11 protein-coding genes are annotated in these 15,118 nt (G+C 69.1%); 3 read left to right on the forward strand and 8 right to left on the reverse strand.

Annotation, left to right across the window (positions count from 1 at the left end; translation table 11 throughout):
- Nucleotides 1-7: 7 nt before the first annotated feature.
- Nucleotides 8-775 carry an enoyl-CoA hydratase/isomerase family protein gene (locus JTE92_RS07300; RefSeq protein ID WP_063239121.1) on the reverse strand — a complete coding sequence of 256 codons (768 nt, stop codon included), beginning with the start codon at nt 773-775 and terminating at the stop codon, nt 8-10.
- A complete protein-coding gene (locus JTE92_RS07305) occupies nt 772-2,022 on the reverse strand; it encodes a CaiB/BaiF CoA transferase family protein (protein ID WP_063239120.1) in 1,251 nt (416 codons plus the stop codon). Before JTE92_RS07305 ends, JTE92_RS07300 begins: the two co-directional genes overlap by 4 nt.
- 309 nt (nt 2,023-2,331) lie before the next feature.
- Between JTE92_RS07305 and paoA the strand changes: the two genes are divergently transcribed.
- The 3 genes from paoA to paoC are packed head-to-tail and all read left to right on the forward strand — an operon-like array spanning nt 2,332 to nt 6,125.
- On the forward strand, nt 2,332-2,970 hold the full coding sequence (gene paoA, locus JTE92_RS07310; protein WP_063239119.1) for an aldehyde dehydrogenase iron-sulfur subunit PaoA: 639 nt from the start codon (nt 2,332-2,334) through the stop codon (nt 2,968-2,970).
- Nucleotides 2,967-3,917, forward strand: a complete 951-nt coding sequence (locus JTE92_RS07315) for an FAD binding domain-containing protein (RefSeq protein WP_063239118.1) — start codon at nt 2,967-2,969, stop codon at nt 3,915-3,917. Before paoA ends, JTE92_RS07315 begins: the two co-directional genes overlap by 4 nt.
- A gap of 3 nt (nt 3,918-3,920) precedes the next feature.
- Complete coding sequence (gene paoC, locus JTE92_RS07320; protein WP_063239117.1) at nt 3,921-6,125, forward strand: aldehyde oxidoreductase molybdenum-binding subunit PaoC; 2,205 nt, start codon at nt 3,921-3,923, stop codon at nt 6,123-6,125.
- Here the strand turns inward: paoC and pgaD are convergent.
- From pgaD to JTE92_RS07350, 6 genes are all read right to left on the reverse strand, one after another.
- Entirely contained in the window at nt 6,082-6,576 is a 495-nt protein-coding gene (pgaD, locus tag JTE92_RS07325) for a poly-beta-1,6-N-acetyl-D-glucosamine biosynthesis protein PgaD (protein WP_084254593.1), read from the reverse strand. The genes paoC and pgaD overlap by 44 nt on opposite strands.
- A complete protein-coding gene (pgaC, locus tag JTE92_RS07330) occupies nt 6,573-7,910 on the reverse strand; it encodes a poly-beta-1,6-N-acetyl-D-glucosamine synthase (protein ID WP_063239116.1) in 1,338 nt (445 codons plus the stop codon). The genes pgaD and pgaC overlap by 4 nt, the downstream gene beginning before the upstream one ends.
- A complete protein-coding gene (gene pgaB, locus JTE92_RS07335) occupies nt 7,907-9,925 on the reverse strand; it encodes a poly-beta-1,6-N-acetyl-D-glucosamine N-deacetylase PgaB (protein WP_063239115.1) in 2,019 nt (672 codons plus the stop codon). Before pgaB ends, pgaC begins: the two co-directional genes overlap by 4 nt.
- Nucleotides 9,926-9,963: 38 nt before the next feature.
- The gene (gene pgaA / locus JTE92_RS07340) at nt 9,964-12,483 is read right to left on the reverse strand and encodes a poly-beta-1,6 N-acetyl-D-glucosamine export porin PgaA (RefSeq protein ID WP_232353437.1); all 2,520 of its coding nucleotides are present in this window, start codon (nt 12,481-12,483) and stop codon (nt 9,964-9,966) included.
- 521 nt (nt 12,484-13,004) lie between these two features.
- Nucleotides 13,005-14,216 carry an acyl-CoA dehydrogenase family protein gene (locus JTE92_RS07345; RefSeq protein WP_063239113.1) on the reverse strand — a complete coding sequence of 404 codons (1,212 nt, stop codon included), beginning with the start codon at nt 14,214-14,216 and terminating at the stop codon, nt 13,005-13,007.
- 13 nt (nt 14,217-14,229) lie between these two features.
- The gene (locus JTE92_RS07350; protein ID WP_063239112.1) at nt 14,230-14,982 is read right to left on the reverse strand and encodes an SDR family NAD(P)-dependent oxidoreductase; all 753 of its coding nucleotides are present in this window, start codon (nt 14,980-14,982) and stop codon (nt 14,230-14,232) included.
- Between the last annotated feature and the right edge of the window lie 136 nt (nt 14,983-15,118).

Raw genomic sequence — 15,118 nt, forward strand, 5'->3', positions numbered from 1 at the left:
TCCTTGCTTATCTGCCGGTCCACTCGGGCTTGCGCTTCTCGCGGAAGGCAAGCTGCCCTTCGCGCGCGTCTTCGGTCATGGCAAGCAGGCCGATCTGGCTTTCGGTGAATGCCATCGACTGCTCGAACGGCATGGCATCGATGTGCTTCAGGGTGTAGAGCCCGCGCTTGACCGCAGTGGGCGACTTGTCCAGCAGGCGGCCCAGCAGCCAGTCAAGCTTGCCGTCGAGATCGGCGCTGACGTAGTTGACCAGGCCCGCCTGTAGTGCCTGCTGAGCGTCGAGCGGCTCGCCGCACAGGCACAGTTCGTTGAGCACGCGGCGCGGCACCAGGTGCTGCAGCACGCTCAATACCTGCGCCGGAAAGACGCCAACCTTGACTTCCGGCAGCCCGAACACCGCGCGCTCGCTGGCCACCGCCAGGTCGCACATCGCCAACAGGCCCATGCCGCCCGCCATGCAGGCGCCGTTGACGCGCGCCACCAGCGGCACGGTGGCCTGGCGCGCGCGCCGCAGCAGGTTGGCCAGGCGCTGCGAGGGTTCGGCATAGTCGAAAGCAAAGGACTTGCCGGTCTGCAGGTCGGCGCCGGCGCAAAAGGCCTGCTCGCCCGTGCCTGTGAGCACCACGGCGCGGATCGTGTCATCGCGTTCCGCCTGGTCGATGCCCGCATGCAGGCCGTCCAGCACCGCGGGGCTGATCGCATTGCGCCGCTCCGGCCGGTTGATGGTCAACCACAGCACGGGCCCGCGGATTTCGCTCAGCAGTTCGGCGTTCATGCGCGGTCTCCGGTGGCGGGAGCGGTGGTGGCGACGACGCCAGCCTCGCGCGATGCACCGCAGGCCATCAGTGCGTCGATCTGCGCGTCGCCATAGCCGGCTTCGCGCAAGACTTCGCGGCTGTGCTCGCCCAGCACCGGCGCATGGCGGCGCCCGCCCGGCGGCGTGCCGTGCCATTCGCTCGGGATCGCCATTTCGCGGATGCGGCCGACGGCCGGATGCTCCGACTCGCTGAAGAAGCCGATGTCATGCAGATGCGGATCGTCGAGCAGCGATTCAAAGGTGTGCATGGGGAATACGGGAATATCGGCCTCCTTGAGCAAGTCCTGCCATTGCGCGGTGGTGCGCCTGGCCATCTCGTCGCTGACCATGGTGTAGAGGTCGGTGATGTGCGCGGTGCGGGTGGTGATATCGGCAAAGCGCGGGTCGCTGTCGTACAGCTCAGGCTTGCCGATCACCTCGAGGAAGGCGCGCCAGTGGTGGTCGTGGTAGATCAGGCAGCAGACATGGCCGTCGCGGGTGCGGTACGGCCGGCGCTCCGGCGACAGCAGCCGCGGGTAGCCGAACCCGCCCTTGGGCGGCACGAAGGTCTCGCCGTAAAGGTGGTCGCCCATCACGTACGGGACCATGGTTTCAAACATCGGCACGTCGACGCGCTGCCCCTTGCCGGTACGCGCCTGCGCATAGAGCGCGGCACAGATCACGCCGAACGCATACAGGCCGACCGAACGGTCCGCGATGGTCAGCGGCAGGTAGCGCGGAATGTCGCCGGTGCCCATGGCCACCGCCTGGGGCAGGCCGGTGGCGGCCTGGATCAGGTCGTCGAAGGCGGCCTGCGGGGCATAGCGCCCCCGTTGCGAGAAGCCGAACATGCCCACATAGACCAGCCGCGGGTTGATCGCGGCCAGGGTTTCGTAATCCAGCCCCAGCCGCTGCATGGCCTGCGGCCTGACGTTGTAGGCGAGCACGTCCGCATCCTCGACCAGCCGCAGCAGCGCCTGCCGTCCTTCGGGGGATTTCAGGTCCAGCACGATGCTGCGCTTGTTGCGGTTCAGCCCGAGAAAGAGCGGGCCCATCCTGTCCTTGCCGCACGGGCCGATGGCGCGGGTGCTGTCGCCGCCGGGGGGTTCCACCTTGATCACGTCGGCGCCAAGGTCGCCGAGCATCTGCGTGGCCGAAGGGCCCATGAATACGGCGGTGATGTCCACCACCTTGACACCAGCCAGCGCACCGGTTCGGGTCTCCATCCTTGCTCCTTTTCTTGTATCTATAGTTCTATGAATGGAACTATAGATGTATCGAACAGGAATGACAAGCCGGTGGTTCTGCGGCCAAAACCGTTACGTTACGGCCAGCATGCCCCGTTGGGACACTGCCGCGTTGCGGGCTTCATCCCACCCCGCCTCGATCCGACCTATCCTTTTTCAATACCCGTTTAACTCGACCGCGCCCGGTCCCCCCGGCGGGCCGGCCTGTCCGCCCCTCCAACCCAACGCCGCGCCCAGGCGGCGTTTCGCTTTTCCTCCGGAAAGCGCCCAGACAAGGAGCCGCCTCGCATGGAAGACGTCAGCGATATCAAGATCACGCGCCGAGACCTGTTCAAGGCAGGCGCCGCCGCGGCCACCGGCATCGCCCTGCCCGCCGCGGCCCAGGACACCGCCGCCGGCGGCTCCCAGGTCGCACAGACCGCGGCCGTCACGCTGGAGGTCAACGGCAAGCCGTGGCAACTGCAACTCGATACCCGCACCACGCTGCTCGACGCGCTGCGCGAGCACATGCACCTGACCGGCGCCAAGAAGGGCTGCGACCACGGCCAGTGCGGCGCGTGCACGGTGATCGCCGATGGCCGGCGCATCAACTCGTGCCTGACGCTGGCGGTGATGCACGACGGCTCCAGGGTCACCACCATCGAAGGGCTGGGCGCGCCGGGCCGGCTGCATCCGATGCAGGCCGCGTTCGTGCGCCACGACGGCTACCAGTGCGGTTATTGCACGCCCGGGCAGGTCTGCTCGGCGGTGGCGGTGCTGGGCGAGATCCGCGACGGCATCCCCAGCCACGTCACGGCAGACCTCAAGGCCCGGCCGCCGCTGAACGCCGAGGAAATCCGCGAGCGCATGAGCGGCAATATCTGCCGCTGCGGGGCGTATTCCAACATCGTCGACGCGATCGCCGAGGTTGCGGGGAGCAAGGCATGAAACCCTTCACCTATGAACGCGCCAGGACGCCCGCCGAGGCCGCGGCAGCCGCGTTGCGTACGCCGGGCGCGCGCTTCATCGCCGGCGGCACCAACCTGCTCGACCTGATGAAGCTCGGCATCGAGTCGCCCGCGCACCTGGTCGACGTCAACCGGCTGGCGCTGGATCGCATCGAGGCCACGCCGGAAGGCGGCCTGCGCATCGGCGCGCTGGTGCGCAATACCGACCTCGCCGCCGACATGCGCGTGCGCCGCGACTACGGCGTGCTGTCGCGCGCGCTGCTGGCCGGCGCCTCGGGCCAGTTGCGCAACCGCGCGACGACCGCCGGCAACCTGCTGCAGCGCACCCGCTGCCCGTACTTCTATGACACCAACCTGCCCTGCAACAAGCGCGTGCCGGGCAGCGGCTGCAGCGCCATCGGCGGCTTCAGCCGGCAGCTGGCGGTGGTAGGCGGCAGCAGCCAGTGCATCGCCACGCATCCCAGCGACATGGCCGTGGCGATGCGCGTGCTCGATGCCAGCGTCGAGACCGTGCGGCCCGACGGACAGGCCCGCGTGATCCCGATCGTCGAACTGCACCGCCTGCCTGGCGAAACCCCGCATGTGGAAACCACGCTGGCGCCCGGCGAGCTGATCACCGCGGTGACGCTGCCCAGGCCCGTCGGCGGCACGCAGCTCTACCGCAAGGTACGCGACCGCGCCTCATACGCATTTGCGCTGGTATCGGTGGCGGCGATCGTGCAGCGCGATGGCACCGGCCGCATCGCGCTGGGCGGCGTCGCCCCCAAGCCCTGGCGCGTGGAAGCCGCCGAGGCCGAATTGCCGCGCGGCGCGCGCGCCGTCTCCGAGCGCCTGCTTGCCGAGGCGCGCCCCACCGAAGCCAACCGCTTCAAGCTGGCCCTGGCCCATCGCACCATTGCGGCCGCGCTGGCGCAGGCCAAAGGATGACCCATGAAGTTCGATACGCCAGCCACTACCAACCCGATCGACCAGCTGCGCGTGGTCGGCCGGCCGGTGGACCGCATCGACGGTCCGCGCAAGGCCACCGGCACCGCGCCCTATGCCTATGAACGCCACGACGTGGCGCCGCACGCCGCCTATGGCTATGTGATCGGCGCCGGCATCGCCAAGGGACGGATCGCCTCGATCCAGCTCGACGACGCACGCCGCGCGCCGGGGGTCATCGAGATCATTACCGCTGCCAACGCTGGCAAGCTGGCCAGGGCCGGGCGCAATACCGCGACGCTGCTGGGCGGGCCGGAAATCGAGCACTACCACCAGGCGATCGCGCTGGTGATCGCGCAGACGTTCGAGCAGGCGCGCGCGGCCGCGCAGCTGGTGCGCGTGCGCTACGACCGCCGGCGCGGGAGCTACGACCTGGCGCAGGCGCGCGACGCCGCGGCGAAGGTGCCGAACCGGCCGGATTCCGCGATCGGCGACTTTGCCGCCGCGTTCGCTGCAGCGCCGGTGAAGCTGGACGCGACCTACACCACGCCCGACCAGTCGCACGCGATGATGGAGCCGCATGCGAGCGTCGCCGCGTGGCAGGGCGAAAAGCTGACGGTGTGGACATCTAACCAGATGATCGACTGGTGCCGCGCGGACCTGGCCACCACGCTCGGGATTCCCAGGGAAAACGTGCGCGTGGTGTCGCCCTTCATCGGCGGCGGCTTTGGCGGCAAGCTGTTCGTGCGCGCCGACGCGCTGCTCGCGGCCATCGGCGCGCGCGCGGTGAAGCGCCCGGTCAAGGTGGCGCTGACCCGCCCCCTGATGATGAACAACACCACGCACCGCCCGGCCACGATCCAGCACATCAGGCTGGGCGCCACGCCGGACGGCAAGCTGACCGCGATCGGGCATGACAGCTGGTCGGGCGACCTGCCCGGCGGCAAGCCGGAGAATGCGATCCAGCAAACCCGCCTGCTCTATGCCGCGCCCAACCGGCTCAGCACGCTGCGGCTGGCCGCGCTGGACCTGCCCGAAGGCAACGCCATGCGTGCGCCCGGCGAAGCGCCGGGCATGATGGCGCTGGAAATCGCCATGGACGAGATGGCGGAGAGGCTGGGCATGGATCCGGTCGCTTTCCGCATCCTCAACGACACCCAGGTCGATCCGGAGAAGCCCGGACGGCCGTTCTCGCAGCGCCGGCTCGCCGACTGCCTGCGCATCGGCGCCGAGCGCTTCGGCTGGCAGGCGCGCAACGCCCGTCCCGGCACCCGCCGCGAAGGGCAATGGCTGGTCGGCCTGGGCATGGCCGCGGCCTTCCGCAACAACCAGGTGATGAAGTCCGCCGCGCGCGTGCGCGTGGACGGCAGCGGCATGGTCACGGTGGAAACCGACATGACCGATATCGGCACCGGCAGCTACACCATCATCGCGCAGACCGCCGCGGAGATGATGGGCGTGCCGCTGGAGAAAGTGCTGGTGCGGCTCGGCGACTCGGACTTCCCGGTGTCGTCCGGCTCGGGCGGCCAGTGGGGCGGCAACAGTTCCACCGCCGGCGTCTATGCGGCCTGCGTCAAGCTGCGCGACGCAATCGCGCAGCACGCCGGGCTGGATCCGCGCCAGGCGGTGTTCGAGAACAGCCAGGTCCGCGCCGGCGGGCGCAGCGTGCCGCTGGCCAGCATTGCCGCCAGCGCGCCGGAAGGCAGCCTGGCGGCCGAGGATGTGATGGAGTTCGGCGACCTCGACAAGCGCTACCAGCAATCCACCTTCGGCGGCCATTTCGTCGAGGCGGCAGTGGATGCCGCCACCGGCGAGATCCGCGTGCGGCGCATGCTGGCGGTCTGCGCGGCGGGCCGCATCCTCAATCCCAAGTCGGCGCGCAGCCAGGTGATCGGCGCCATGACCATGGGCGTGGGCGCGGCGCTGATGGAGGAACTGGCCATCGACAGGCGCCTGGGCTGCTTCGTCAACCACGACCTGGCCGGCTACGAGGTGCCAGTGCATGGCGATATCCCGCACCAGGAGGTTGTCTTCCTCGACGAAACCGACCCGCTCTCCTCGCCGATGAAGGCCAAGGGCGTGGGCGAGCTGGGCATCGCCGGCGTGGCGGCGGCCGTCGCCAACGCGGTCTACAACGCGTGCGGCGTGCGCGTGCGCGACTACCCGATCACGCTGGACAAGCTTCTGCCGAAGCTGCCACTGCAGGCCTGACCGGCGCGACAGTCCATTCCTCACCCAGCCGCACGCCGGCGATGCCGCCGTCGTGGTCGTGGTCGATCACCGCCACCCTGGCCTGCTGCAGGGAGCGCACACGCTGGCCCGGCAGCCCGAAACTGGCCACCAGCTCGTCGTCGCCCAGCGGCGGCAGCGGCTTGCGGCGGTCCATCCCGGCAAAGCGGACCTGGTTGTACAGCGCCCACACCAGCAGCACCACGCCGTTGAACACGCCCACCAGCACGTACACCGACAGCGTGCCCATGGTGGGCATCATCGCGGACCAGAACGGCACGTCGGGGCCGGCCGACGCTTCCAGCAGGATGTCGCGGATGCCGCTGGCGAAGAGGTAGAAGAAGCCGGTCCACGCCAGCGCGGTCAGCACCGCGTCGAACGCCCGGCGCAGCGGTGCGCGCCGGGTGCGGATGATCATGTGGTCGGGATTCATGACGATTTCATCGATTGGATGCCGCGATCGGGACTGTCCCAGCGCGCACGCTTGCGCCGGGTCTTGAGCATGACCTTGGGGAAGGCCAGCAGCGTGGTGAACATGCCGACCAGCCAGTACGCCAGCGGGTACCAGATGATCCAGTACAGCGTGCGCCCCAGGCGCGGCTCGTAGCGCCGGTCGATCGCCACGCTGATCATGAACTGCAGGATGCAGACGGCCGCCAGCACCATGCCGGTAAAGCCGGGCGGCATCAGCTTCTGGATGCGGATATGCGCCGGCAGCTCGATGAAGTGCCCCAGCGCCCACAACACGATCGACATGGCAAAGGCAAAGGCCCAGCTCGCCGACAGGCAGTACTCCGCCATCAGCGGCCACAGCCGGCGGTGGCGCCAGATCCAGATCGAGCGCACGTTTTTCATGAACACTTCGGCGCCGCCCTGGGCCCAGCGCAGCCGCTGCTTGAACAGCCCGCGCACGGTCTCGGGCATCAGGATCCAGCACAGCGCGCGCGGCTCGTAGAAGATCGACCAGTGGTCGCGCTGCAGCTTCCAGCTGATGTCGATGTCCTCGGTGATCATGTCCAGGCTCCAGTAGCCGACGCGGTCCAGCGCGCGGCGGCGGAACGCGGCGACCACGCCCGATACGGTGAAGACCTGGCCATAGACGCGCTGGGTGCGCTTGATCAGCCCGATGATCGACGAAAACTCGCCGACCTGGATGCGCCCCACCAGCGTCGAGCGGGTGCGGATGCGCGGGTTGCCGGTGACCGCGCCCACGCGCGGGTTGGCCACCATCGGCGCGACCAGGTAGGCGGCGGCGTCCGGGTCCAGCGCGGCGTCGCCGTCGATGCAGACCAGGTATTCGCCGCGCGCGGCCAGCGCGCCCATGCGCAGCGCCATCGCCTTGCCCTGGTTCTGCGCCAGGTGCACCACGCGCAGCCGTTCATGGCGCCGCGCCAGCGCTTCCAGCACGGCGCCGGTGCCGTCGCGCGAGCCGTCGTTGATGGCGATCACTTCAAAGTTGGGATAGCGCTGTCCCAGTGCCGCCAGCAGCGTCTCCTCGCCGCTCTGCTCTTCGTTGTAGCAGGGCACCAGGATCGAGATGAACGGCGAGCCGGGCACGTCGGGCGGCATCCGGTTCTCGCCCCACTGCCATTTGCGCTCCCAGTGCAGCCAGAAGTACACGCCGCCGGCCATCCACAGGCCGGACATGAACAGCGGATAGAAGAACACGAAGGCCAGCAGCAGGTCGCCGGTGGCAAGCGCGGCCAGCGCGAACGGCAGCGCCAGCGCGATGCACAGGATGACCAGGGCAAACAGTCTCTCGATCATGGTGCGGGGTACCAGGCGTTAGACAGCGCCGGGCGGATCAGGTCGAGCCGGGGCTGGTTGTTCAGGAAGTCGTCGGGGTAGTAGCCGAAGCTGAGCGCGCCGCGCCGCTGCAGGCGCTGCATCCAGCCGGCCAGCACCTTGCTGTCGACGGGCGTCTCGGGCTTGCGCCAGTCGCGCGCCTGCAGCTCGAACACCGTGCGCCGCAGCGCGCCGGGACGCTGTGCCACCGCGTCGACGATGCGGTCGAGCCACTGGTGCTCCTGCCCGCGCGGCACCTGCTCCATGTACGGCATCGCCATCGGCGCGGTCCAGTCGTACGCGGCCAGGAAGTCGTCGAGGTTCTGCGCGAACCAGGCTTCGCTCTGCGGCTGCAGGATGGGCATGGCGAAGATGTTGCGCGCGGTCTTGATCGCCGGGCCACGGATGGCGCGCACGCGCTGCGTCAGCTCCTGCGTGAAATCGACCAGGGCACGGCTCTTCATGCGCGTCCAGCGCTGCATGGTTTCGGGGTCGGTGCGCAGCGCGGCAACATTGTCCGGCAGCCCGGCCTTGCGGTACGCGGCCAGTGCCGGCGCGCTGGCGTCCTCGAAGTCGCCAAGGATGGCGTCGTCGTGGAACAGCAGGCCCTCGAAGAAGGCGTGGCGGGCCAGGTCTTCATAGACTTCGGTGATGCGCTGGCGCGCCACCGGGTCGAACGGCGACAGGCGGCGGTACTGCTTCGCGTCGACCTCGGCGCGGTTGGCGGCCGGATCCCAGCGCGTCACGCGCGGCAGCGACGGGTCCATGTCGAAGCTCAGCACCGGCATCCAGGCGTAGACCTTGGCGTTGGTGCGGTTGTCGAGCTGCCATGCCACGCGGTTGAACAGGTCGGTGCGCATCGGCAGCCAGCGGTTCGGGAAGTACACCGACCTGACCAGGCCGTCGCCGTCTTCGTCGGAGAAGGCCTGCAGGAAAACCGTGTTGATCTTCAGGTCATAGATGCGCTGCACCAGCTGGTCGAGGTTGCGGTTGAGCTGGGCCGGGTCCGGGTCATAGACGTAGTCCAGGTCGACGTGCGCGACGCGCATGGCACTCGGCTCTTCCATCGTCGCCACCGACTGCGCGAAGGCGCGCAGGCCCGGATCGTCGGCGAGCAGCATGCGCGCGCCGGACATCAGCTTGTCGACCCTGGCCAGGCCGTCTTCCAGTGTCAGCGCCATCTCGTAGCCGTTCTCGCCGATGATGCGCAGCGCGGTGCCGCCTTCGGCGCCATACGGCCAGATCCACACGCGCACCGGCTTGCCGGTGACGGCGTGGATCTTCCTGGTGATGCGCTGCACGTCGGTGCGCACGCGCGTTTCGTAGGCGGCGTCGGTTTCATAGCGGCCGGTGCCGGCATCGAAGCCGCGCACCGCGGCGGCCGGCTCGGTATTGCCTTGCGGGTTGGCGTTGATGCCGTAGTGCAAGGCATCGGTATGTGCGCCGATCTCGACCAGCCCGGAGGCGGAAATCTCGCGCAGCTGCGGCCAGGTCAGCAGGCGATCCCGCGCGGTGGGCGTGCCGCCGAAATCGACCGGCTGGCCTGCGGGCGTGTCGAGCCATGCGCCGACCGGCGCCAGCACCGCGGGCCAGCGGTACGCCTTCAGGATCGGCAGCACGCGCGCATGGAAGCTGCGGTAGCCGTCGTCGAAGGTCAGCAGCACCGCGCGCGCGGGCAACGGCTTGCCGCCGCGGCGCGCGGCCAGCACCTGGTCCACCGAAACCGCCTGGTAGCCGTTCTCGCGCAGCCAGGCCAGCTGGCCGATCAGGTGGTCGGTACGCACGCTCAGGTAGGCCTGGTCGGGGTCCTTGTCTTCGACATCGTGGTAGGCCAGCACCACCAGGTGGTTGGCCGGCCAGGGCTGCTCGGCGGCGGCGAGCGGGCGCTGCGCCGGCGGCGTGAACACCGGGATGTCCTTGGCGCAGCCGGCCAGCAGGCATGCGGCCAGCAGCAGCCAGAGCAGGCGGCGCCAGGCGCGCTGCGGGAATCGTGTCATGGCGGGGGTCCGGGTCAGAGTCGGGGTCAGAGTCGGGATCAGAATCGATAGGTCAGGTCGAACACGATGCGCAACTCGCGCTCGCGCTGGCCGTCATAGGGCCGGCTGGTGGCGGTGACGGTGGCGCCCACGTCGAACACGTCGTTGGTGCGGTAGCGCTGGCCATAGCCGAGCAGCAGGATCGCGCCGGTGCCGAAGCGTTGCTGGCTGTACGTGCCGGCGCCCGCCAGGAACTGCTGCTCCCAGGCGGTCTCGTAGCGGCGGTACAGCGTGTGCGTGAGCCGGGCCGACGGCAGCACCGTCAGGTCCGCGCGCGGGCTGTAGTACGGCACGTCGGTGCGGCTGTTGCGCGAGCTCCACAGGTCCACCAGCAGGTCGGCCTTCAGGTGCGGCGCGGTGTAGATCCGCTGCACGCCGGCGATGCCGCCTTCGAGCCGGTCATTGCCGTCGCTGAAGTGCGACGGCGCCACCGTCAGCATCCACTCGCTGGCCTCGCTGGCGCGCCAGCGGCCGTAGACCTGCACGTTGTTGGCATAGACGCCGTTGAGCAGCGCCCGCAGCGGCGTGGCGGTCGAGCGCATCGCGGCCGAGGCGCCGATGCGCCAGCGATCGTCCAGGTCATAGTCCACCGCCACCCGGCCGCCCTGGCGCGCGCCATAGCCATACCCGTGCGTGGACAGCTCGGCTTCGAGGGTCAGGTCGCGCACGCGCCGCTGTACGCCGGCGCGGGCCCAGCGGTAGTCGACACGCCCTTCGTCGAAGCGGCCGGTGGCATAGCCCACGCCGCCGAAGGCGCGCCAGTCATAGTCGATCGGCGGGGTGTACAGCACCGACTCGATGCCGAAGTTGCCGTCGCCCACCACCGGGCTGTCGTTGGCCAGGCCGCGATAGCCTTCGATACGCAACTCGGCCTTGTTGTGCACGGCCCATTCGCGCGCCAGGCGGCGGGCGGTCAGGTCTTCCGGGAAGCGCGCCAGGGTGTCGTCGCGCAGCATCTCCGCCTGGCGCCATTCCTGCAGGTCGAGCGCGGCGTGGCCCTGCTGCACTTCCACCGCGAGCGCGCGCGGCGCCAGCGTTTCGGCGGCCTTCAGTTCCTGCTCGGCGGCGCGCGGCCAGCCGCGCGCCAGGTAGACATTGGCCAGGCCCGCGCGCAGGCCGGAATGGCCGGGCGCGTTGCGCACCAGGTCTTCCGTGCGTTGCTGGGCCTGCGGGGTGTCGTCGGCCTGCAGGCGCGCACGCGTGGCGGTCTGCTCGGCGGACAGCCACAGGTCGTTGGGCTGGCGCGTCGGCTGGCCGCGCACCCAGCGCCATTGCGGCTGCTCGGCGCGGGCCTCGCTCACCGCCTCGCCCGCGGGGTCGAAGGCTTCGGCCTCGGCATTGGCGTAGTACAGGCCGGTCTGGGCCTTCAGGCGCGTTTCAGGGTCGAGTCCGGGCGGATAGGCTGCGCGCACCTGGCGGAACAATTCGGCGGCCTGCTCGGGGTGGCGCAGGTAGAGGTAGGCCGAGGCGACGTCGCCCAGCGCATAGACGGGCACGGCGACGCCCTCGGCGCGCAGCGCCTCGTAGCTGTCGACCACGTCCTGCATGCGCAAGCGCGCGTGCAGCGCGCCGAGGCGGTCGATGCGGGCGCGGCGGTACAGCGCCTCGCCCAGGCCGTCCTTTGCGTCCTTCAGCGCCGGCAGCAGTGCATCGTAGCGCGCCAGCGCACGGTCGGCGACGGCAAAGCGCTCGGCTTCCATCCGCGTGGGCATGTCGGCCAGCCGCACCAGTTCGGCGGCGGCATCCAGTTCCAGCGCCTGCCTGGCAGCGGTGTCGAACAGCGCCGGATGCTCGCCGGCAACGCGCAGCGCGGCGTCGGGCAGGCCGGCGCGCTGCAGCGCGGCCACGTATGCGCGCACGGCGTCGGCGCGTGTGGGCGCACGGGTATAGGCCTGGTCGGCCTCGAACAGGGCCTCGTACGGTTCGCCGGCGCGGGCCTGCGCGTAGGCCAGCGCCAGGCGGCTGTCGACATCATCCGGCTGCCTGCGCACCAGTGCCTGGCCCGCGGCGACAGCCTGCGCGGCCTGGCCGCTGTCGGCCAGCACGCCGACCTCGCCCAGCACGAACACCGGCTCGGCAGGAAAACGCCGGCGTCCTTCGCGGTAGCGCGCCAGCGCCTCGTCCCAGCGCTTCTGGTCGCGCAGCGCGCCCGCGGCCGCGGCCAGCACCTGCGGCGGCGCGGTGCGCGCGGCGCCCGCCTGTTCCAGTTCGCTGTAAGCGGCCAGCACCTCGTCGGAACGTCCGGCCCAGCCGGCGATGATGATCCGGTCAAACGCCGCGCGCCGGTCCGAGGGAGCGCTGGCCACGCGCTCGCGCAGCGCTGCCAGCGCACTGCCGTAGTCGCCGGCGCGGGCGCGCTGGATCAGGGCATCGTATTCGGCGTATTCAGCGTCCGCCTGCGCGGGTGCCGGCATGCAGCAAAGTGCCGCCGCCAGGCCGGCCGCGAGCCCGGCCGGCATGCGCCGACGCAAGGTCTTGCGCCGGGCGCGACCGGTGCCGGCGCACGAAGGTTGCGTCATCAGTGAATCCATGGGATCCGCAGCCTGTCTCTTCTATGCCCGAGCGCCGGCCCGCCTGCTGGAAGCGTGCGCGCGCCTGGGGTCCGTTATCGGCAGATGAGATGCGGCACGGAGACACGGAACCCGATCGGACCTGGCCGCAGGAGAAAGGCGGCAGGACAGGCCTACGGGATCCGGCGGGCACCGAGGAACCACGCCGGATGGCCAGCCCGCGATGGGCATGGCGTCGTGCAGACGCTACCGCCGCCGGTGGCGGGGTGCGTTGCCGCAAATCGGGGAAAAGTGTAGTCGCGCTGCGAACATCAGATCGTGAACATTCGCAAACACATTGATAACTTGCATCGAATTCCCGGTGCGAATTCTGGCCGCACTCCGCTACTCGGGACAATACCCGTTCGGGGGAAACATTCGACCACGACTGTCGTTCCCGCGCAGGCGGGAACGACAGCGGCTAACTGAACGGCATCAACGCCATGCGCGGGCTCTGCGGCAACCCGTATTCACGGAGGCGCGGCGCAGGATTAGTATCGGCTTTCAGCATCCGAACGTTGCGACGCCTCGAGCGTGTCGCGCTTGATCTTCTTCGCGAGCGACCACTTGTGGACTTCAGTCGGGCCATCGTAGATCCGGAATGCGCGCAGTTCACGGAATGCCTGGTCGACGATCGTGTCACGCGACACGCCATTTCCGCCCAGTATCTGGACGCATCGGTCCGCGACACGGAACAGCGCTTCAGAGACCGCGACCTTGGCCATCGAGCTCTCGGTGGTGCCCGCCGACCCCGTGTCGAGCACGCCGGCGCACCAGTCGATCATCAGCGCAGCCTGCTGCAGGTCGATCAGGTTCTCTGCAAGCATGAACCCCACGCCTTCATGGTCTATCAGCAGCTTGCCGAACGCCTTGCGCGTGGTGGCGTAGGCCCGTGCGATCTCGTCCGCCCGCGTGACCGTACCGAACCAGCGCATGCAATGGGACAGCCGCGCCGGCGACAGCCGTACCTGCGCATAGCGGAAACCTTCGTTGACCTCGCCGAGGACCTGGTCGGCAGGCACGCGCAACCCGTCGATGAGGACCTGCGCGTGACCACCCGGCATCGAGCTGTCGATGGTGTCGAGCACGCGCTCGGTGCGGATGGCCGGATGCGGCAGGTCGACGAGGAACATCGTGGCCTGCGCGCGTTCGCCATCGCCGGTTCGCGCCATCACGATGCCCACGCTGGCCCCTTCGGCGCCGGTGATGAACTTCTTGCGGCCGTTGATCACCCAGCCATCGCCATCGCGAACCGCCGTGGTGCGCAGCATCGACGGATCCGACCCTGCGCCGCCCTCTTCGGCGGGCTCGGTCATGAAGAACGCCGAGCGCGCCTCGCCACGGACGAGCGGGGCAAGAAAGCGCTCCTTCTGCGCGGCGGATGCCACTTTGCCCAGCAGGAACATGTTGCCTTCGTCGGGCGCCATGGTATTGACGGCGACCGGGCCCAGCGGCGACAGGCCCGAGCGCTTGAGCACGGCGGCGGTCTCGCGTTGGCTGAGGTGGCTGCCATCGGCAAGGATATGCGGCGTCATGACGCCGGCCGCGCGCGCGCTGGCGCGCAGTTCCTCGACCAATTCAGCCGAGGGGCCATGCGCGGTGCAGCGCAGATCCGTTTCATAGGGTGCGACCACGTCGCGCACGAAACGCTCCACGCGGTCGGCAATCTCTTGGCTTCTTTCGGTAGGACAGGGGGTGAACATGGGTGCCATTCCCTCAGAGTGTGTTGACCAGATGGCCGCCATCGACGGCCAGTACGGCGCCTGTCATGTAGCGCGAGGCATCGGACGCCAGCAGCAGAAGCGGCCCGTCCAGATCCTCCAGCTGTCCGAGACGGCGCTGTGGAATGCGGTTGACAAGTGCCTTGCCGGCTTCGGTCTGCCAGAAGTCACGGTTGATATCGGTATCGATGTAGCCGGGTGCCAGGGCATTCACGCGAATGCCATGGCGCGCCCATTCGAGTGCGAGCGTCTTCGTCAGCTGCACGACGCCCGCCTTCGAAACAGCATAGGACACCACGCCACCCGCCTGCCGCAGCCCCAGGATCGACGCCACGTTGATGATGCTGCCCCCACCGCGCTCACGCATGCCGGGGGCCAGTGCTTGCGCCAGAAAGAACATGCCCTTGAGATTGGTGTCCATCACCAGATCCCAGTCTTCCTCGGTATGCGCGAGTGCCGGCCCCTCGCGTACCAGCCCGGCGTTGTTGACCAGAATATCGACCGGCCCGACTTCCTCCACCATCGCCGCACGCGACGCGGCGATGGTCACGTCGAGTGCCACGCAGCGGGCGCTTCCGTACTGCCCCACCTGCTTCGCCACCGAGTGCAGCGCATCCACGCGCCGTGCCGCCAGCACCACCTCCGCGCCGTGGGCAGCCAGCCGTTGAGCAAAGTGCGCGCCCAGCCCGCTCGATGCCCCCGTGACCAGCGCCCGCTTGCCCGCAAGCCCGAGCAACGTCTCCCCCATAGCTCTCTCCGTCCGTGTACGTGATAGGATCCGATTGTAGGATGATTTCATCCCATGTCAACGCCTTCGAACCTTGTTGCCCGGTCAATCCATTAGAATCACGTCCGTGCCACGATCGATTTCTCCTTCCTCAGCA

The organism is Cupriavidus oxalaticus, from assembly GCF_016894385.1.
Classification (GTDB): domain Bacteria; phylum Pseudomonadota; class Gammaproteobacteria; order Burkholderiales; family Burkholderiaceae; genus Cupriavidus; species Cupriavidus oxalaticus.